Origin of the sequence: Paenibacillus sp. FSL H8-0259 (genome assembly GCF_037963255.1) — a bacterium.
Taxonomy (GTDB): Bacteria; Bacillota; Bacilli; order Paenibacillales; family Paenibacillaceae; genus Paenibacillus_AQ; species Paenibacillus_AQ phytohabitans.
In genome coordinates, this window is the sequence record NZ_CP150147.1 from 7,650,926 (window position 1) to 7,671,502 (window position 20,577).

At 46.5% G+C, this 20,577-nt stretch carries 21 protein-coding genes; all 21 read right to left on the reverse strand.

The window, feature by feature from the left end; translation table 11 throughout:
- Nucleotides 1-263 precede the first annotated feature (263 nt).
- The 21 genes from raiA to NSU01_RS33010 all read right to left on the reverse strand — a co-directional run bounded on the left by raiA (nt 264) and on the right by NSU01_RS33010 (nt 20,561).
- Entirely contained in the window at nt 264-821 is a 558-nt protein-coding gene (raiA, locus tag NSU01_RS32910; RefSeq protein WP_042140221.1) for a ribosome-associated translation inhibitor RaiA, read from the reverse strand.
- Between the two features lie 260 nt (nt 822-1,081).
- Complete coding sequence (locus NSU01_RS32915; protein ID WP_076246412.1) at nt 1,082-2,521, reverse strand: S-layer homology domain-containing protein; 1,440 nt, start codon at nt 2,519-2,521, stop codon at nt 1,082-1,084.
- A gap of 440 nt (nt 2,522-2,961) precedes the next feature.
- Nucleotides 2,962-3,159, reverse strand: coding sequence for a cold shock domain-containing protein (locus NSU01_RS32920; protein WP_019915069.1), 198 nt, complete (start codon nt 3,157-3,159; stop codon nt 2,962-2,964).
- 228 nt (nt 3,160-3,387) lie between these two features.
- Nucleotides 3,388-3,723 (reverse strand): flagellar protein FliT, encoded by a 336-nt coding sequence (locus NSU01_RS32925; RefSeq protein WP_076246409.1) that lies wholly within the window; start codon nt 3,721-3,723, stop codon nt 3,388-3,390.
- A complete protein-coding gene (fliS, locus tag NSU01_RS32930; protein WP_076246406.1) occupies nt 3,716-4,114 on the reverse strand; it encodes a flagellar export chaperone FliS in 399 nt (132 codons plus the stop codon). The genes NSU01_RS32925 and fliS overlap by 8 nt, the downstream gene beginning before the upstream one ends.
- Nucleotides 4,115-4,143: 29 nt before the next feature.
- A complete protein-coding gene (gene fliD / locus NSU01_RS32935) occupies nt 4,144-5,658 on the reverse strand; it encodes a flagellar filament capping protein FliD (protein WP_256703962.1) in 1,515 nt (504 codons plus the stop codon).
- 17 nt (nt 5,659-5,675) lie between these two features.
- Nucleotides 5,676-6,077 carry a flagellar protein FlaG gene (locus NSU01_RS32940; protein ID WP_083705651.1) on the reverse strand — a complete coding sequence of 134 codons (402 nt, stop codon included), beginning with the start codon at nt 6,075-6,077 and terminating at the stop codon, nt 5,676-5,678.
- 1,043 nt (nt 6,078-7,120) lie between these two features.
- Complete coding sequence (locus NSU01_RS32945) at nt 7,121-8,503, reverse strand: flagellin (RefSeq protein ID WP_076246404.1); 1,383 nt, start codon at nt 8,501-8,503, stop codon at nt 7,121-7,123.
- A 245-nt stretch (nt 8,504-8,748) separates the two neighbouring features.
- Nucleotides 8,749-8,991 (reverse strand): carbon storage regulator CsrA, encoded by a 243-nt coding sequence (gene csrA, locus NSU01_RS32950; protein ID WP_076246401.1) that lies wholly within the window; start codon nt 8,989-8,991, stop codon nt 8,749-8,751.
- 1 nt (nt 8,992) lies between these two features.
- Nucleotides 8,993-9,439: a flagellar assembly protein FliW gene (locus NSU01_RS32955; RefSeq protein ID WP_076246399.1), complete on the reverse strand. Its 447-nt coding sequence runs from the start codon at nt 9,437-9,439 to the stop codon at nt 8,993-8,995.
- A gap of 123 nt (nt 9,440-9,562) precedes the next feature.
- Nucleotides 9,563-10,129, reverse strand: a complete 567-nt coding sequence (locus NSU01_RS32960; protein ID WP_076246397.1) for a DUF6470 family protein — start codon at nt 10,127-10,129, stop codon at nt 9,563-9,565.
- A gap of 15 nt (nt 10,130-10,144) precedes the next feature.
- The gene (flgL, locus tag NSU01_RS32965) at nt 10,145-11,062 is read right to left on the reverse strand and encodes a flagellar hook-associated protein FlgL (RefSeq protein ID WP_076246394.1); all 918 of its coding nucleotides are present in this window, start codon (nt 11,060-11,062) and stop codon (nt 10,145-10,147) included.
- Nucleotides 11,063-11,076: 14 nt separating this feature from the next.
- Nucleotides 11,077-12,672 carry a flagellar hook-associated protein FlgK gene (gene flgK, locus NSU01_RS32970; protein ID WP_076246391.1) on the reverse strand — a complete coding sequence of 532 codons (1,596 nt, stop codon included), beginning with the start codon at nt 12,670-12,672 and terminating at the stop codon, nt 11,077-11,079.
- A 57-nt stretch (nt 12,673-12,729) separates the two neighbouring features.
- Complete coding sequence (locus NSU01_RS32975; RefSeq protein ID WP_039302665.1) at nt 12,730-13,230, reverse strand: flagellar protein FlgN; 501 nt, start codon at nt 13,228-13,230, stop codon at nt 12,730-12,732.
- Between the two features lie 12 nt (nt 13,231-13,242).
- Nucleotides 13,243-13,530 carry a flagellar biosynthesis anti-sigma factor FlgM gene (gene flgM / locus NSU01_RS32980; protein WP_039302663.1) on the reverse strand — a complete coding sequence of 96 codons (288 nt, stop codon included), beginning with the start codon at nt 13,528-13,530 and terminating at the stop codon, nt 13,243-13,245.
- A gap of 106 nt (nt 13,531-13,636) precedes the next feature.
- On the reverse strand, nt 13,637-14,044 hold the full coding sequence (locus tag NSU01_RS32985; protein ID WP_042218081.1) for a TIGR03826 family flagellar region protein: 408 nt from the start codon (nt 14,042-14,044) through the stop codon (nt 13,637-13,639).
- 142 nt (nt 14,045-14,186) lie between these two features.
- Entirely contained in the window at nt 14,187-14,852 is a 666-nt protein-coding gene (locus tag NSU01_RS32990; protein ID WP_339302385.1) for a ComF family protein, read from the reverse strand.
- A 283-nt stretch (nt 14,853-15,135) separates the two neighbouring features.
- Entirely contained in the window at nt 15,136-17,412 is a 2,277-nt protein-coding gene (locus NSU01_RS32995; protein ID WP_076246388.1) for a helicase-related protein, read from the reverse strand.
- Between the two features lie 500 nt (nt 17,413-17,912).
- Nucleotides 17,913-18,356: a hypothetical protein gene (locus NSU01_RS33000; protein WP_052770132.1), complete on the reverse strand. Its 444-nt coding sequence runs from the start codon at nt 18,354-18,356 to the stop codon at nt 17,913-17,915.
- Nucleotides 18,357-18,676: 320 nt separating this feature from the next.
- The gene (locus NSU01_RS33005) at nt 18,677-19,399 is read right to left on the reverse strand and encodes a response regulator transcription factor (RefSeq protein ID WP_039303779.1); all 723 of its coding nucleotides are present in this window, start codon (nt 19,397-19,399) and stop codon (nt 18,677-18,679) included.
- 4 nt (nt 19,400-19,403) lie between these two features.
- Nucleotides 19,404-20,561: a sensor histidine kinase gene (locus NSU01_RS33010; protein WP_042141753.1), complete on the reverse strand. Its 1,158-nt coding sequence runs from the start codon at nt 20,559-20,561 to the stop codon at nt 19,404-19,406.
- Nucleotides 20,562-20,577: the final 16 nt, after the last annotated feature.

Sequence of the window (20,577 nt, forward strand, 5' to 3'; positions counted from 1 at the left end):
ACAAATTGAAAGGGCCATATATGATTTCGATTCCGCTGCTTCATAAATTGTAACAGTTTGTAAGAGAAGCCGCAATACAAGCTGCCGCAACCTTATTCTGCATAATGCCTTTTCATAGGAACAGATGCAGGTATTCTTAACTCTACCTTCTGTATATACGCACAAGAGCCCTATTCGCTTCAAGCGAATAGGGGCTCGTCTAATTGTCCACGTCAGGCTGAAACGGAAGCCCTTCCTTATACCAGCAATTTCCGGTTAGCAGGTTAGTTCTGTTCGATCAAACCATACTTGCCGTCATCGCGTTTGTAAACAACGCTAACTTCAGAAGTGTCGATGTTGGAGAACACGAAGAAAGTATGTCCAATCATGTTCATTTGCAGAATCGCTTCTTCCACATCCATAGGCTTCAAGGTGAAGCGTTTGTTCCGCACAACCTCAAGATCATCATAATCCTGTTCCTGATCCTCAACAGCTACGGCACTGGCCGAACCTTCTACGAACAAGGTCTTCAAGCTGCCTTCCTGGCGGAACTTGCGGTTAAGTTTGGTCTTGTGCTTGCGGATCTGACGTTCCAGCTTGTCCACTACGGCATCGATGGATGCATACATATCATCGCTGCGGTCTTCCGCACGAAGCGTCACACCTGCCAGAGGGATTGTAACTTCCACCGTATGAAGGCCGCGAACGACGCCAAGCGTCACATATCCTTCTGAGGTAGGGGGTGCATCGAAATACTTCTCAAGTCTGCTGAGCTTCTTATCAACATAGTCTCTCAAAGCGTCGGTCACTTCAATTTGTTGACCTCGAATGCTGAATTGCATGGGCACTCCTCCTTTGTTTACCTTTTCATTATAGCAAATTGTCAGAGCTAAGTAAAAAACAAATCATGACAGCCTTTACATTTAGCTAACAAAAGATGTCATAGCCTTGCCCTAAACAATAAACAGGCCCGGCTAGCGCATGAACTCGCCCTGGCCGGACCATTACAGCTACAGTATTATCTCACTTTGAAGTCTAGATTATGAATGATTGCTGACATATTGCATATTGCAGACAGTAGCGTCTGATTTATTTGTCTTACTTATTTGGTCTGGATGCGCAAAATCTCTACTGGGGAGAAGTTACCATTAGAACCAGCGATGAAAAAGACTTTATAGGCTGTGTTGGAAGTCAGTCCGCTCAGCGTAAAGGTATGCTTGACACCTGGAGATACTGTAGAATTCGGACCCGCAAAAGTTCCCGTTAAGACAATGCCAGCACTATCCTGCCCGGCAGCAATTTGCGCTGCGCTCGGATCAGCTTCGGTTGCTTTAACCACAACATATTTCAGCGGTGTAGCGAGTTCGCCAGTCTGGCCGTATTTAGCATATACATCGGCAGTCACCGTTCCAATGCTAGTCACTCCAACCTGTGTAAGCGATGTGGTGCTGCTTGCTGCTGTTTTCAATCGAAGCGGTGTTACGCCAGACCAATTGCCTGAATTATCAGCCAGAGCGACATATACGGTATATTCAGTACCTGCACTCAGACCATATACAGAGAACGCAACGGTTGTATTAGCAGTTGTTGCGATTGTGCCAGAGTGAACGCCTGCTGTTCCTGCACTAGTCAATCCGTCTTTCATTTGCGCTGTAGTTGGTGCTGTTACATTCATGCTGTAAGGAGCAACTACATAGTATACTGCCCCTGTTACCGAAGGCGTAACATATACATCTGCAGTAACCGAACCCACATGACCGTAGGTCACGTTGCTTACAGAAGGTAAGGTAACGCTGCCGCCACCACCGCCAGTGCCGCCACCACTACCACCGGTAACCGGGGTTGCTGTTGGGCTGGTGCTTGGCACAGGTGTTGCTGTAGGAGCAGGCGTTGCCGTAGGGGCAGGTGTAGGTGTCACTCCACCAGTGCCTGACGGTTTATAGACAACAGAGTTACTAATGATTCCGACCGCTTCAGCCCGTGTAAGTGATTTCTTCGGTCCGAAGGTTCCGTCCGGATAACCATTAATAATCTTCTTGTCTGCTGCTGCTACAACCGCACCTTTGGCCCAGGCTGCCACTTGGGCACTGTCCTTGAACTTAAGTGTAGTAGAGCTTGTACTCAGCTTCAGGACTTTGGCTGCAATGACAGCCGCTTCCTGCCGGGTAAGCGGATTGTTGGCACGGAAGGTATTATTCTCATACCCGCCGATGTAACCGGCCTTTACGGCTTTGGCTACTTCGCTGTAAACCCAATTTGTGCTTTTGACATCCGTGAAGCTAATGGAAGCCGTTTCGGTGAACCCGAACAGGCGATTGATCAGTGCCACATACTCGCCGCGGGTAATAGCCTTGTTCGGCTTCACCGTTCCGTCAGGATAACCGCCCAGGTATCCTTTATCCAGCCAGCTCTGCAATTGCTTCTGCGCCCAGTGACCTTGAATGTCTTTGGGGGTAGCCGCAGCTGACACACTGCCTAATGATCCGAGCAACATCGAAATACCAAGTAATCCGGCCATAAGGCCACGCCATGTTTTCTTCATTCTTTTGTTCATCCTCCTGAGTGTTTGATGGGCATAGGCTTCACTGCATGTCTTCTTATCTAGGTTCTTTTCGGAAGCATACGCCTAAGCTAATAATGAGGTGCTATCTAGGCAACAAAAAGCCCAACGTCTCTCATTACCCATATTTTGGAGGGAATTAACGGATTCTTGAAATAAAACTTTACAAAGTGTCTAATGATGTGTCTTTTCCGCCTTATGTTGCGTGTTATTTGTTAGGTGAACGCAAGCAGAAACAACAGTACCATCCTTAATAAGGACGGTACTGTTTCAGCGTGAAATAGAAGGATACTTTATTACGCAACGCAGATGAAGTCTTATATTATAAAAAAGACCCCAGGGAAGTATCCCCAAGGTCTAACGCTAGCGTTGTCTCAATTGCTAACCATCTACCATATATGTAGGTCGGCTTCGCCGGATGATTATAATTTGATGACGTTAGCTGCTTGTGGTCCGCGTGCGCCTTCAACGATATCGAACTCTACGGATTGGCCTTCGTCCAATGTCTTGAAACCGTCAGTTTGAATCGCGGAGAAGTGTACGAATACGTCGCCACCATCGGCAGTTTCGATGAAACCATAACCTTTTTCTGCGTTAAACCATTTTACTTTACCTTCCATTGACTAAACATTCCCTTCGTCATCAGATGAACGTGAGTCTTGCTCACAAATCGACTATACCACCGCTGCTTCTCTATTGTCAATTGGAATAGTAAATGTTTACTTGCAATATTTTACCATCCTTAAATCTCTCATAAAAAAGGCAGATTCTGTGATACAAGATACAAAAAAAGGAGCAGACGCTATTTAAATACCCGCCCGCTCCCCAGCTGAAACATCTGGAATCTATTATTTTTTTCGGTCCATTAGAATGCTGTCGGGGGTGTAACCTGCCTCGTATGCGTTACGCTGCATCTTGGCTTGGCCGCGTTTCTGCAGAAAGTTCTGGGCTTCCTGACGAAGAGTATTCATCCGGTCCAGCAGCTCATTATCGTATCCTAGGATCCGATTGATTTCTTGTTTTTGTGCAGCCGACGAAGAATAAATTGCGACTTTTTCTGCAATGGAATCGACAAGTTTCTGCCGCTCCTCTACAAATACTACAAGCTCCTCGTATGTTGCTTCCTGAAGCCTGCTCATCATCCCACGGGTAAGCAGGTCCAGACTACGGATTAGTTCATCCATTAGCAATCTCAGTCTGAGTCTGAGTTGCGGCAAGCTTAGACGCCTGCAGCCAGGTTTCGCGGAGATCAATAAGATAACCCAAGGCCTCTTCGGCTTTTTCCATGGATTTGTAAATATTGGCTTCTATTAGAAGATAATTAGTATATTCATAAAGTAAAAATAAGTTCTTGGATACGTCAAATGAATGATCCAAGGTAGACATCAGTTCACTTATGATCGTTTGAGCTTTCCCAAGATTAAGATTTGTTTTCTCGTAATCTTTCTTTACTAACCCATCCATTGCTGTTCTCACGAAACGAATAGCCCCATCGTAGAGCATAATAACCAACTGCGCAGGTGTTGAGGTCTGAACAGAGGACTGTCTGTATTTATCATAAGGAGATGTAAGCAAAAGTGTCACCCTCTATTTATAAAATATTCTTAACTAGAAGTGGAGAAAAGACTGGATGACTGCGACTGAAGCTTATTCATAGCTGTTTCCATTGCTGAAAATTGCTTATAGTAACGAGTCTCAGTATTTTCCAACATTGTTAACATGGTATTGATCCTAGAGTTATATTCTACGAGCTTTTTTCCCATAACGCTTTCTGCTTTGAACGAACTAGTAGTACTAGCTGAGAATTTATCAGTACCAGCTCTTTCTGATAATTTATTTAAAGCTATTGTAACTTTGTCAGCAAGTTTATCGAATAAACCTGCGTTAGGATCTGAAGTTGACCCTTGAAATATATCTATTATTTTTTGCGGATTGGCCGTAATTGCTTCTTTCAGTTTAGTCTCATTAAGAACTAACTTTCCACCCTCATAATATAATCCAGTAGTAACCCCTATACTGCTTAATCCACCTAATTTTTCAGATATTATTGAGCGCATTGAAGAAGTCAGGTTACTTAAAATATCGTCATTTTTTAAAAGCCCACTCTTAGCCTTCTCAGTCCAAGCAGTAATATCGTCATCTTTCATTTCTTTCTTCTGTTCATCTGTCAGAGGAGTAAAATCACGATATTTGACCTCACCAATTTTTGATGTTAACGAAGTAAGCAACGTATTATAATCCGAAATGAATCCTTTAATTGTTTCCATAGTTTTATCAGTATCAATCTGCGTAGTAATTTTGGTTTTTACATCTGATCCACCTAAGTTAGTTTTAGAAATTAGTGTCAACTGTATTCCATTGACTGTAAAGGTATTACTGCTTGGTGTCATATCAGTTCCGTTAATATTTACTTTGGCATTATCCCCTGGAGTCGATTCCCATAAATCAACTTCATCCTTCTTGTTAAAGAGAATGAGTAATGAAGTATCGTTAGCTCCACTACCGAGTGTAACTAAACCATCCAGTCCACTCTTCTTGGAGGCTATAGTAAGCTTACCTGTTATCTCATCAAAAGTAGCAGCAACATTTGCCTTGGTATCAGCATTAATTGTTGCGATGACAGTCGATATATTTGTTGCTCCTGTAAATGTAAAAGTTCTATCATTTACCTTCAGTTTGTACTCTTTTGCCTTAGCAGCATCAGATTTAGGATCTGACGCATCAAGTGGAGCCTGGAGTTGTGCCAGTGTAGAACTAGTGGTAAAACCAGTGCCCGCTCCAGCAGTCTGTACGGTAGTCTTTGTTGCCAATTGACTGACACTTATCTCCATATCGATACCACTTGCATTTGCTAAAGCTGTTGCTTTCACAGCATCAGTATTGCCAGTGGTAACCGCTTTGTTTGAATTAAGCGCCTCATTCACTCCATACTGCGTTATTAATTTATTCGACCGAAAGTCATATAATTTGCTGTTTACTTCACGGTAACTTTCTCTCGTCCAGTTCAAAATCTGCTTTTGTTGATTCAGTTTATCTAATGGAGCCCTCTTGGCTGTCATCAAGCTTTTAACCATACTATCAACGTCCATACCTGAAAATCCATTAATACGTGTAACCAAAACAACACCTCCAAAAACTATATTTTCTCATCCACAAGTATGCCCGCAATCTCCATCATCTTTGCTACCAAATCTAGAGTCTTCTCTGGGGGCACCTCACGAATAAGTTCTCCTGTGTCCTTATTAAGTACCTTTACCATAATATCATGAGTTTTCTCATGAATGCTGATTTCTAGAGTAGTCTGGGGTCCTTCCAAGGATTTTACGGCCCGCTCAATAGTCCGGATGAGTTGCTCTTCAGCAACAGATACGTTAACACCCTGCTTCTCTCTCGTCTGCATATCTTTGGTGTCCCGAATTGGAGAAGCTTGTTTTACCGGATTTTCCAGCATGGTAGTTTCAACACTCGGTTTAACTTCAGATCTGCTTTGTCCAGTGACTATAGAAGAACTAGCAGAAAGTGAAAACTGTATATTCATGAATCCACGACCTCCAACAACACTCATTTTTATACTGTATATATCGGTAGATTTGAAGGATAATTTAGGACTTGCTTCAAATAAAAAATAATACGTTCCGTTTCATTAAAAATATAGTGAAACAATTTATTCTATCAGCGTCTCTATCCCATTTTAGTCGAAAACAAAAAATAGAGCCCTACAGGAGCCCCTCTAAATGTGCTGTGCTGAATCGTGTGTATTTCACGATTGTTTTTTTGTTATTCTTCTCTAGTGCCCCCTCAGACAATCTTGATCTTATTTTGCTCACGTAGAATAATGACTTTGCGTTTATTCTTGTTTCGCCTGCGAAAGGCATCCTTGAATGGCCAATACTAAATTTTAGTGTTTGGAAAAATTTCTACCTTCGAAGACTTTCGAAAGGATCCAAATGACATTCGATGCGATGTCGAAGGGAACTACGTTTTTCAAACCAGCCTTTCCTACGGAAGGGTTGAAGCGAGCGCGGCCCAAACTTATTCTTACAAATTACAAGCCCGTCCGCTGGAGGGTTCCTAGAACTCTTCGATTCATTTTTTCAGACTTAAATTCAGGATCGTTTGAATCCTTCCACGTTTACGTATTTTGCTACGTAATCATGTCTTCGCCCAGGATTACCCGGAGCATTTTGATAGTGATCGAAGACACTACTTTGCGTTCCTCTAGAGCTTGTTTCAATTTTGAGAGCGACTAATTTGTAAATGGATAGCGGCTACTATTGAATTGGAGGGATTTGGGCAAGCTCAAAGATCTCACTGCGTTTTGGAGTGAAGGTCGGCGGAGGCCAGAATGAGCAAGGCTCGACGGACCTGAAACAGGTGGGCTCCCTTACGGGAGTCTGAAGGAGTCAGTTGCCTTCTTCGTGAGTTAAGTCACGAAGAAAAGTAGTCATGCTGCTCACCTCAAGAGAGTTGGATTTACGTAGGATTACCGTTTTCCCAACTCAGATAGATTAATAGTTACATTAAAGAAAGCAAAAGAAAAGAGACCCTAATAATTCCAGGGTCCCTTGTAATTGCTTAGGATTAACGAAGTAATTGAAGCACGCCTTGTGGCTGTTGGTTAGCTTGAGCCAACATAGCTTGTGCAGCCTGTGCAAGAATGTTGTTCTTAGTTTGAGTCATCATCTCTTTTGCCATATCTACGTCACGTACACGAGATTCAGCAGCCGTCAGGTTTTCAGAAGAAGTATTCAAGTTGTTAATAGTATGTTCCAAACGGTTTTGGTAAGCTCCTAGTTTGGAGCGTTCACCGGAAACTTTATCGAGAGCAGATTGAATCGTAGTGATAGAAGTCTCAGCTCCTGAAGTAGTAGAAACATCAATCGCATTTACACCTAGTGCAGCAGCGCGCATGTCAGTAATAGACACGTACATAGTTTGGCCTTCATTTGCACCAATGTGCATATTCAAGCCACCATTACTAGCAACTGTAACATCCAAATTGTCAGCTGCGGATCCTGTGAATCCAGTTTTCACTTCCAATTGAAGACCTTTTGCATTTCCGCTTTGAACAGTAATAACATTTCCATCTGCTGTATAAGCTTCAGCACCTGTAAGAGTTACAGTTGCGTCAACACCTTCAGTAACAGTCGCACCTGCAAAAGAACCAGCACCGATATTAGAAGTAGTCATATCTGCTTTACTTCCTACTACAGAGGAGGTAAGAACAATTCCAGCACCATCAGTATGGGATGCAGTTACACCAATACCTGCTTTGTTAATAGCATCAAGTGCATCTTGAACTGTATCCGTTGCATCGAATTTAAAAGATACTCCATTAATCGTAATGTCACTAGCAGCAGCAAGTGCTGTATTTTTAGTAGCAAAAGTCGCAGTAGTAGTAGCTTTATCACTAGTTGCTTTTGTTGCTGCTGTGATTTCTACAGTACTAGCAACTTTAGTGTCAGCAGATCCTCCAAGAACAGCAACCATCGATGTATCAATGGTTGTACTAGTACCGCTTTCAGTGACATTAGCTGCTACCGCGGCTCCACCGTTAAGCAACTTCTTAGTGTTAAATTCAGTTGTATTCGCAATACGGTCAATTTCATCTTTCAACTGACTAACTTCTTTTTGAATTTCCGAACGGTCTGTATCTGTGTTAGTATCATTCGCAGACTGAACAGCAAGTTCACGCATACGTTGCAGAATGCTGTGTGTTTCGTTCAAAGCACCTTCAGCTGTTTGAATCAAAGAGATACCATCTTGACCATTTTTTGAAGCCATATCCAAACCACGGATTTGACCGCGCATTTTTTCGGAGATAGCCAAGCCAGCAGCATCGTCACCTGCACGATTGATGCGAAGACCGGAAGACAATTTCTCGATATTTTTACTAGTTGCTGCAGTGTTAGTAGACAACTGGCGGTGAGTGTTCAGCGCCGCAATATTGTGGTTAATAATCATTTGATATTTCCTCCCTGAAATTAAGTTAGTTCCACATCCATGTGGTAAACGCCAAACCATTAAGGTCGGCCGCCCTGCCGGATCAGCGTCTAATACATATATCGACTGGATGTCCTCAACTGTTTAGAGTTTTTCAAAAGTTTTTTTGAAGTTATGCGAAATTCATCTCAAAAAATAGAGGAAATACTACAGCAGCTATTTTTAAACCTGCTGAGATATTTCCTCTATATACTCTAATTTAGATGTTATTCGTTGCTTTGCGGTCCACGAAGCCTATGAATCAATGCACTCAAATCATTCTGCTGTGGGGCCACTGATTCCTTGTTAGACTCCTGTATAGAGAGATACACCTCTTTACGAAAAATATCGACATGCTTGGGTGCAGAGATGCCAACCTTTACAGTATCACCATCCACACTTAAGATCGTCAGTTCAATCTGGTCCTGAATGACGATGGTCTCTCCTTTTTTGCGGGACAGTACGAGCATATCATCCACCATCCTTTCCATCTATTGCTGTTTGCTCTTGCAGCAGGCTATGTTTCGTATGATAAGGTGTCCGGTGGAGAACAATTTGTTTACCGGTTAATCCGATTGGATTCAGCACAATCGGTGCTAAGAGATTTATTGTAGAAGCTTCTACATCTTCCTTCAGGGTAATAATACAGCGAACGAGTACTTCTGATTCAATTGCAAGTTCCTCTGCTTCATCATCCGGAAGTTCAAATTCATAAGATGGATAGAATACGAATGGATCACCCAATAGAAAGGACAGACCTTGCTCTTGTACAGACTGCAGTACCCAAAACGGGGCGTCAGGCATAGCAATTAATGCGAAATCAACTTCTTCATCAAACCCAGGAATACCCTTTGAAAAATGATAAATCTGATTTTCATTTACTTCAAGTTTACCCATTGTATATGTTTCTATAATCAAGTTATTCACTCCTTAAAAGTTCTGCATAGCAAAACTGACTTCCTAAATAAACCCGTATGGAGATTTGTATAGATAACAGAAAAGCTATAGAAGCGCTCTCTGGCACATCCATAGCTTATTACATTACATTTGAACATTCAATTCTGGTGGAATAAATTGAATAGAAGCATACTGCTGCATGTAAATATTTAATTTCCCGCGAGTATACTCCGTCTGTGGACGATGCCTTTCCACCTGAATTTCAACCTTTGACGCCCTGAAGTTAATTTCAGGCGCTCTGTTCTCAAAATGAATGTCAACATTGTCATAGGAAGCTGGACCGCATGGATCAGGAAATGAATTAGGCTCAGTATCCATTCCATATACTTCTGCAATGGTATTGCCAGGTTTAAAGAATTCTGCCATTCGGCTTCCCTGCTCTACTCTGTGCGCAATTGCTTGAAGATACAGCTGTTGAATACCAGAGTAAATTCTTTTGTTCATGTCTAACACGCTGCCTCCGTTGTAGGCGGCACGTGCTCTGGTCTGATCAATCGTTAGCACTGGCCGATAAGTCTGAACATTCAATTCTCCTGGTGTAGTAGTAATATTAACCTCAGCCTTAGGCTGAGTTATGGAGAATCTGCCTATATCAGAATCTATTCCGATCAATGCGGAGACCTGTCGAATTTGCAATATAGGCTGTAGCAACGAAAACCACCTCCGCTATCTAATGAAGTCCACTAGAGTCGTAGAGATAATCTTGGCTCCTACAGATAGTGATGCATTATAGATATTCTCTTGAATCTTCGACTGCATAATCAGTCCTTCATAATCAGCATCCTCTGTTTTAGCCTGTAAATCCGTCAGGTTTATATTCAAGTCACTCAGACGGCCCTGCATTAATTCCACACGATTAGTTTTGGCTCCAATTTCAGAACGGGCTGTTAATATAGTTTCAGTTCGTGAGTCGATATTAGTAAGTTGAGCTGATATTGCTGCAAAATCACCAGATTTTAATGCAGCAGATATATTATTAACAGTTGAGAATAAATTATCGAGATCACCTGTAGCACCGAATACATCGTTACCAGTCATATTAATTGGCATCTGAACCCCTTCACCAACAATATACTGAATTTGTCCGGTGTCCGTAGTAACAGCCAGTGTTGTATCGTACGTGCCGTCGGCACCCTTGGCAAAATCATAAGGCATGGTAGTATACTGCTCACCATTGAAAATATACTTTCCATTAAGCTTGCTGTTTGAAATATCTACCAACTGCTCCTTGAGCTGCATCACTTCCGCATTGATACTATCCAAAGCAGACTGTGGATTACTGCCGGTAGAAGCTTGCACAGTAAGCTCCCGCAAACGTTGAACTACATCTCCTGCCTGTCCCAATACAGTGTCATTGTAATCAAGCCAAGACAGTGCACTGTCTACATTCTTGGTATATTGCTCATTGGAAGACAGCTCCGCTCGGTAACGCAGCGAATAGGTAATACCTACCGGATCATCGGAGGGCTTGTTGATTTTGCGGCCGCTTGCCAGTTGTAGCTGTGTATCATTCATAGTGCGTGCATTGCGATTCAAATTAAGCAACAGCTGTGAATTCATCATATTGGAGGTCACCCTCAACATATGCCGTTCCTCCTTTATCTGCCGACTGTGCCGGTAGAATTAATCAATTTATCTAACATTTCATCATAGGTTGTCATGAACCGGGCAGCAGCGCTATAGGCATGCTGGAATACCAGCATATTAGCCATTTCCTCATCTAGAGACACACCACTTACTGATTGACGGCGGGAGTTCACTTGGTCCACCAGATAATCGGCGTTGCTTGTCTGGCGTGTGGCTTCTTGGGATTGAATTCCTAATTGCCCAACCATTGAGCTAAGGTAGGATCCTACAGTACCTGATTTGAGGCCATCTGCTGTAGTGAAAGTATTGTTATCCTTCATATTGCTGAACAAAAGAGCTAATGTGTTATTCCCTTTAACAACAGATACATTTCCGGCACTGTCCGTAGTAGTCCGAAGGGAGGTAGCGAACAAAGTCGGATCAGCAGCAATTTCAGGATTTAGTTGAAGATTAGCTGCCGTGATCGCCTCACCAGCAACAGAAGCTGTAAAGAATGGCCGGCCTGAGCTTCCATTCATTGCATACCCCAGTTGATGCAGTCCATTCAGGCCTTTGACTGTAGTTTTCAAATCACCTGTCAATGGAATAGGCACTGCGCTCCCTGCTGGAAGAGAGGTTTTGGTACCATCCGCATTAATGATCTCTGAATCTTTAAGTACTGTGGTTCCTGCAGGTAAAGTTGAGCCTGTTGGAATGGTAACCTGCACCTCGCCATTAGCGATCGTGTTGGCCATAGCGTCGAGCTGTTTCCTATAATCTGCAACGTAGGTAGTACTGGAAAAAATCATTCCATAAGCTTCGCCAGCCTTCAGGTCACCAGAAGCGTAAGCAGTGTTCAAAAAGGCACTGTCTACAGCCGCAGTAACTGTTGCTCCTTGAACCAGCTGCTGTGTACCCAGTGATATGTTATATCCGGCATCGGTCTCAAGGATTGTAATATTGGCAATCTTGGATAGCTTGTCCGTCATCAGATCACGCTGATCCCGCAGATCGTTCGCCTGGTCTCCCATGCCTTCTATTTTGGAGATAGATTGATTCAAGTCAGCGATAGAGCTGAGGTAGCTCTGTATTTCTTTTCCTTTAACATCAACGTTGGTGCTGAGATCCCGATCCAGATTGCTTAACTGTGTACTCATATAGTTCATGGCATCAGTTAGTGACTGTGCAGTCTGTACTACAATCTTGCGGGCTGTTGGATCTTCCGGGTTCTTGCTGAGATCTGACCAGGATTTCCAGAAGTTATCAAGCACGGTACGAATACCGGTATCCGAAGGCTCATTAACGATGGCTTCCAGCTTATCCAGTGTATCTGATTGGATGCTCCAGTTGCCGCTGGCGGAACTCTCTCCACGGTACTGATCATCCAGAAACATCTCACGGATCCGCTCGATGGAAGTGAACTCCACACCGGTACCCATTTGTCCCGGCAGCGTTGAGTTATTGAGACCATAGGCCTCGATAGGTATAGCCGCCTTCATGTTCACACGCTGACGGGTATAACCCTCTGTGTTGGCGTTGGCAATGTTGTGGCCGGTTGTATTGAGCGCAGCAGTCTGGGTAAACAGGCTTCGTCTTGCTGTTTCAATCGAGTGAAATGTGGATGTCATGCTACTTGTTCCTCCCTTGTGATTGCTGCGGTGAAAGAGGCCATGAGGATAAACGGGTTATCCTCGGGCATCAAAAAGGCCCGGCCGAGTCACACTGCTGCCCTTGTCGGACGGATGATGGTATGTCATTTCCTGATTTGGTCTTCCGACAAGCAAATCCAGGGAATAATCTATAAAGGTAAGCGACTGCTCAATCAGCTTCTGATTCAGCTCATTGGCTAGTTTCAATTGCTGCAATGTGCCGGAAAGCTTCTGCTGGATATGCAGCAGGCGCGATTTGTCCTCAGGATCAAATACAAGGCGGGACAGCTCGGTAAGATTTAGATTCAGATTGGAACGGATTCCAACCCCCTGCAGAAAAACGAATGCGGCTTCTGCACGCTTCTCTTCCAGCTGTCCGATCACCTTCATAAGCTTGGACTCACGGTTCAGGATGTCGATGAGACCCTCCACCTTGTTGTCCATGATGGTCTGTTTCTTGACAGCGGCCAAATCCAGCATTTGCACATGCGCCTCGTCCAGCCGCTCTAGCAATTCTAATAATGTCGTAAGTGCCATGGGTGTGTTCACCTAATTCTCGGAGGATTGCTTAAAGTAGGGGGCGAGTGTCTCTGCGAGCTTAGCTGCGTCAACCTGGTAGGTACCTGCGGATACTTGCTGTTTCAGGCTTTCGATCTTGTTCGCACGTTCAGCGTCAATCTTGCCGCTTTTCTGTGCCTGGAGCAGCTTAATGGCTTCATCCGAAATCGATACCTCATCCTTGCGTGTGCTCTTCTTCATTTGTTCCTGCCTTTGCGATTCCGCACTCCGTTGATACGGGTTCATCGCGTTAATTCGTCCGGTCTCGTTAATTTTCATAACTTCCACCTTCCTTCTGATATAAAAAAGCCGATAATCTTTACTAAGTTTATCGGCCTTTGTTGAAACATTCTTTATAGCTGCAAACGTTTTTTTGCAGATTTTATTAGTTGCGGAACTTGTCCACGGCGCGGTATGCGGCATCAGAAGTCTTTTTGGTACTGCTTTTGTCTACAGTTTCCTTGGCAGCATTTGCCAGATCCTTGGTCAAACGGCTGCGGCAGCTGTCACACATATGCCCGTCCCGGATCAAGGTCCCGCAGACTTCGCAAGGGTACATCATGTTAGGTGCGTTCGCTATGGAAATCCGGCCCTCACGAATAAAACGGGTGATTTCCTTAATGGAGATCTCCGTGGCATCGGACAGTTCCTGAATATTAGTGCCTCTATTTTTGCGCAGGTAATCTACACAGATTTCATATTCATGCTCTAAATCTTTGATACAAGGCTGGCACAGGTTCATTAAATTCTTAACATATAGCCGGCCGCATCTTGGACAATTATCAACATTCATTTCTACCGCGGCTCCCTTCCTTACATTCTGCACAGCTTATAAATATCTTATGCTAATAAGATTACATGATAGCTGAAGTTCCGTCTATGATTAGTATCGGTTGTGGAGCAGGTTTAATTTAATTTCCGAACGGCCGAAACCGCTAAGAACGTGCCCATGTCAGACTGTATATCTCCGCCGCATAGCCCAAATCACCAATGAGCCGGTGAAGTGCTTCAGCGCAGGCCCTCATTGTGCTCCCTGTGGTGTAAATATCATCGATAATAATAATCTGGATAGGGCGACTCTGCAGCCGGGCTGCGATTGACTCCAGTTGTCCGCCCAGCCTTTGTAGAAGCTTCCGCTCTGTATTCCCGGCAAAAACTTGTTTCATATCAGCCAGCCGTTCGCTTCTGCTTTTAAAGCTCTGTTTGCCGGTATGCCTGGTACGAATCAGCAGCGGAAGCTGCGGAATCCCCCTCCGTAGAGATAATACATCTGCCAGTTGCTCCGCCTGATTAAATCCTCTTTCAGCCAGGCGGGCTGAGCTTACAGGCACAGGGACCAGTAAATCAGCTTGCCATAGGGCCGGGTGAATAAGAGAATAGTTTGGCTTTACTGCTGAAAAAGGTCTGCGGGAAGAATTACTTTGTAAAGTAGCGGTTTGTTGTTGTTCACTCTGCTCTTGTTGGAGTATGGTATATGCCTTGTCCAGCATCAGGCCCAGTATGGGGGCCAAGCGTTCATTCCCTCTGTATTTGTACTGACCCAGCAGCTCACGCATCTCACTTGTATAGGCCACCGCGCTGCGGTTGCAGCGGATCGGCACTGGCTCACGGCTGCGGCTGCAATCCGGACAGCCGACATGGCGACCGCAGGTCTGGCACCGGGGACACCGGATCCATGGGATTCCTGTATTGCAGCTTATGCAAATTCCGGGCAGACCGGATGAAGGACGTCCTCTTTTACCACAGAACAGGCATTGAAGCAGGGAAGGAGCGATTAATAATCGGGCTTTTTTTATCCAAGACATTATGGAATTCATCTATAATCTCCTTCTTAAGGCTAAATGCAGAAAATTATGAATAAAAGAGTCTATGTAGCGTCTTATCTCACAGGTATCCCTGCCTATGGGCAATCGCGTTCATGCTGCGAATCTGTGAAATGGCTCTGCGCTGCGACTTGCTCCACTCTGCGGAAGCGAATACGATGTGGCCGTCCGGATCATCTTTGGAGCGTCCTGCCCGGCCTGCCATCTGTACCAAAGCGGCCTCGTCAAACAGACTGCTGTCCGCATCCAGAATAAACACATCACTGCGCGGAACCGTAACTCCCCGCTCCAGAATTGTCGTCGTCACCAGAAGCGATATCGCACAGTTACGGAATTCCAGCACCTTCTCTGCTCTATCCGGATCTTTGGAGGAGGTTCCTTCCATAGCTAGTCCGGGGAAAAGCCGCCGTAGAAGCTTCAGCAGTCCTGCGATATGGGCAATCCTTGAGACAAAGAGAAAAATCTGTGCTTTGCGGGCAAGAGATCTTTGTAAGGCGCGGATCAGACTTCTAGGGAGTCTCCCCTGCTTCAGACAACGATAGAGCGGCGGCATATGTAAATGCACTGGGACCGGCAAGGGATGACCGTGAAAGCGGACGGGCACTCTCGCATGCGGTAGTCTTCCTGAACGGGCGAGGCGCTGTAATACTGCCGGCGGTGTAGCAGAGAGGAAAATGAATGATCCTGAGGGCTTACAAACCTGCTCGGCAGCGTAGGCCAGCATTGGATCATTGTGGTAAGGATAAGCATCGAGTTCATCGATGATGACCAGGTCAAAAGCTTGATTGAACCGCAGCAACTGATGGGTTGTTGCCAGCGTGATAGCGCTCGCTCTCCAGCGGTCCTCGCTGCCTCCATACAGCACGGCGGGGATGTCCGCCGGGAAGGCCTTGGCTAGACGCGGCGCCAGCTCCAGCACGACGTCACGCCGCGGCGTTGCGATCAGCGCCCGGCCTCCGGCTGCGAGCGCCGCCTCCAGGAGCGGGAACGTAATCTCCGTCTTTCCCGCTCCTGTTACTGCCCAGAGCAGGAACCGCTCTGGGCCCTTTGGGGCGGAGCGCTCCCGCGGCTCCGCCAGGAACCCCAGCGCAGCGGCGGCCGCAGCCGCCTGCGCTGCGCTAAGCCCCCACCGGCGTGCCGCTACGGTGGGGGAGACGCCTGCCGTGCAGCGCACGGCAGGCAGCGGCGCGCTGCGCAGCAGCAGCGCGCAAGCCCGGCTGCGCCCGAGTGCGAGGCAGGCCTCGCAATAGGCGCAGCCGGCAAGGCCGCACGCGGCGCAGGCCGTGCGGCCCGTGGGTACGCTGCCGCAGCGCTGGCAGCGTGGTGCCCCGCGGCGGGCGGCAGCGCCGCGCCGGGGCAGGTGCAGCTGCGGCAGGCGGAGCGCCGCAGCGTGCAAGAGGCGGCCGATGACCACGGGGAACCGGCCAACAGTCAGGCGCGGGCGGACGCCGCGCCCGGCAACTGCCTCGCTCACCCGTCCCAACACATGCACGCTCTGCTTCGCCTGACTCACCCACCCTAGCACTCCCCCGCCTTGTTCCCGGCTGCCTATCTGCCCTGTCTCTTTCCCGCTCTGCTTCATCTTCCTCCCCCACCCCAGCACTCCCCCACCTTGCTCCCGGCTACCTATTCGCTCCGTCTCTTTCCCTCTCTGCTTCGCCTGACTCACCCACCCCAACACTCCCCCGCCATGCTTCGGGTTATTATAAGCAACTGCCGCCTCAATCCTTATCCGCCCCTGCAGATGCGCCAGCTGCGCTGCAGCAGGCCAATTTCCTGCCAGCTCAGGCAGCCGCTCTGCCACCAGCGCATCCACTTCGCCCTGCAGCAGGGAACGGCCGGCAAGCACTGCTGCCAACTGATTAGCTGCCGCTGCCAATGCAGCGGAGCCGCCCCATCCCAACAAGTTTTCCTTAGGAAATACCGGCTGACCACCGTAGTTCCCGGAAATCGCAACCTCCTTCACACCTCCTTCCGTTCGGTCTAGCATGGATTCTCCACTGATATTTCCCGCAGTCAGCCACTCCTCCTCCCGGAGACCTCCCTCCTCCTGTTCTAGCCTGATTTCAGCCTTCAAGCATTTAGCAACATATCTTTTCCAGTCCTCCTTGCTCCAGAGACGCATGGCAGGGGAAGCTCTGAAGCCCTCGCTCAGCTTCACCCCCCAGCCCAATGGGAGCGATGGCGATAACAGCACAAGCCTGTCCACTTGTCTGCCGCCCCAGCCTTCACCTCCATTTCCCTCAGCATTCCACCACAACCTGTCCACAGCCATATTTAGCGATATCCTGATCTCCCAAGCGGCATTGCGCTCTACCGCATATACTGCTACTCTCATCAATTCCTTCCCTCTCTCCTTCAAAGTGGCACATCACCGAGACCATAGATTACGATCCCCCCCGAATCCACACTAAATTAATTGAACTTTTTATTTTTCTACTCCGCGATAGCCGTGACTACAGCAAATGTTTAGACTCCGGCCACTGTCAGGTTTGGATTTAGCTGTACTTGAACAGCAGACAGCCTAACTGCAGTTACTGCAACTATTTATTGCTGTAACAGCCTATCTATCCACTGAAGTGTATTTCGTACAACTATAATCGGGAAAACCGCAGTTTGGCCTCATGTCCGCAATAATAAATGTACGAAGTGCAACTATCTCCAGATATCCTGTCTAAATCTGAATAATAGCTGCACGGAATACAACTAAAGCAGCTGGCCTTAAGTTTGGTGTCCGGCTGAACCACTAAGCAATCCGTGTTTGCTCATCAAACACAAAAAAGCACACTCCCCCATCAATGGAGAGTGTGCTTCACCCGTTGCCGACATATTTAATTATCATTCGCCATGCTTCGATCCGTATCCCCTGCTTCCCGGCAGCCGCATCATCTTCAGCGGAAAAGGCTGCTCCTGCGTCCGCAGATCCAGTACGTTTTCCTTCCGGTGCTCCGCTTCGCCAAGAGTGTTGTAGTGCGGCATTACCGGAGCGAACCTGATAGACGAGCCGCTGCAGTCTAACCGTGAGGCAACCGCCAGCGTTCCATCCAGGGAACCATCATCCATCAAAGTGACATACAGCGGTCTGCCCATCCAAAAAGCATAAACTGCGAGCATTCGGATATACCATTCCACAACAGCTTCATGATTGCGGGTGATCAGAATATAATGAAGCCGCTTTCCAGGCCGCATTGCCTCCCGGCTCTCTTCTCTGCGATGCAGAATATGAACAAGGGCTGCTGCGGATGCATAGATAGACACAATCGAGATTAACTGGGCGATCATGGAGATGCACCTCCCTCTTATACCGACACTATATGCCGGTGATAAAGGGACGGTGACAGCCCAGCCTCCCGGGACAGATGACCCGGTTATTCTGACTCTTTATATATCGCAAAGCACAGAATTTCCGCCTTCCTGCAGGAAGACAGATTAAAGCTTCCGGTTTCGGGTACATATTTAAATCAGCATTTTGCAAAATTCGAATATCATGCGGACTGAAACAATACTTTGACTGCAGCTGGACCGCTGCAATCAAGTTATGTACCGTTTTATAAGGATCATTAGGATTCTCCAAAACGCTCAGTTAAAAGTTTACGTGTGAATTATAATGTTACCCAGCCATATTTGATCGAATTGATGACAGCCTGCGTGCGGTCGTCGACTTCCATCTTTTGCAGAATGCTGCTGACATGGTTTTTGACTGTTTTTTCGCTGATAAAAAGGTATTCTCCAATCATCTTGTTGCTCTTGCCTTCAGCCATAAGACGCAGCACTTCTGCTTCGCGGCGGGTCAGCGGATTGTTGTCGCCTGCGACAAATTTCACGCCTGCTTCCTTAACCGGAGTCTCGGCCATGGCACCTGTCTCGTTAAGATAAGTCATGCGGCGCAGCTGATTGATCAGCTTGCCGGTTACCTTGGGATGAATGAAGGCATGGCCTTCACATACAGAGCGGATCGCATTAATAAGCGACTCTGCCTCCATATCCTTCAGCAAATATCCATTCGCACCCTTGCGCAGGGTTTCGAAGACGTAACTTTCGTCATCATGGATCGAGAGGATAATCACTTTAACATCCGGGAACATTTCCCGCAGCTTCTGTGTAGCCTCCACACCGTTCTCAATAGGCATATTAATATCCATCAGCACGATATCCGGCTTGTTGATATTGCAGAATTCAAGCACCTGGATGCCGTCACCGCACTCACCTATGACTTCAATGTCGTCCTCCATATTCAAAATACGTTTAAGCCCTTCACGAAACAACTGATGATCATCCGCCAAAAGAACCTTTATGGGCGATTTTCCAGAATTCTGGTTTTCCATCACATTACTCCTTTCCTTTGTCCACATTCGTCGGAATGTGAATTATGATTGTTGTGCCCTGGTTCTCTGCTGACTGTATTTCCACTCTACCTTCCAGCAATTCCACACGTTCACGCATTCCCACCAGCCCAAAGCTTTCACGGTTGGCTTGCTCACTGATCTTTTTCACATTGAAGCCTAAACCATTGTCTTTCACTACGATCTTAATTAACTGTGCCTGATACGTAATTTCCACCAGAACATAACTTGGATAGGCATGCTTCGCCGCGTTGGACAAAGCTTCCTGAACAAGACGGTAGACTGCAGCCTCCATCGCTGAAGACAGCCGGTGCTCTTTCCCCCTTGTTTCAAAAGAAGTGCGGATCTTCGTCTTCTCCTCATAATCATGCACGTATTTCCGGAGTGTCGGAATCAGTCCTAAATCATCGAGGGCCATCGGACGGAGATTAAAAATCACTTTACGCATTTCTTCCAGGCTGTACCTTACCTGTCCCTTTAAGTCTATTACTTCGGCTTGTACCAGCCCAAATTCCTGCTTTACCAGCATTCTTTCTACAATTTCCGTCCTTAGGACTAGATTTGCCAGCATTTGAGCAGGACCATCGTGAATTTCCCGGGCAATTCTCTTCCGTTCTTCTTCCTGGGCCTGGATTATCTTGAGTCCAACCATTTGCGTGTTTTTCGCAGATTCGACAATTCTCGTCACTTGGCCTAGTTCTCCAGACAGATATTCCAGGACAACGCTCATTTGCGAACCAATCGATTCGGCCCGCTCCACAGAATTTTCGACACTCCGAGCCCGCATTTGCAGCTCATCCCGTCTGCTCCGCAGGTAGGCTTCCCTCTCCCTCGTCATCATCAGCTCTAACTGAAGCTCCGTCGCTTTCTCGTAAGCAACCCGGATATCCTTCTCCGTGTAGCGGACAAAGTCCCGGCTGACCTCGGTCAGCCGGATCCGGGAGCGGTGGTACTGCAGCTCCAGCTTGTCTACCTTTTGCAATGTTTCATCCGTTTCTTCCATAACCCGCTGCAGTTCTTTGGTGAGTGCAGCAAGCTCATCACGTGCAACCTGCAATATTTCAAAAATCTGATACTTGCTGCTCTCCATCACGTCGATGGTATTCTTAATGACGCGATCAATCGCATCGGCTTGAAATTCCACGGATGCTTGCCCCATT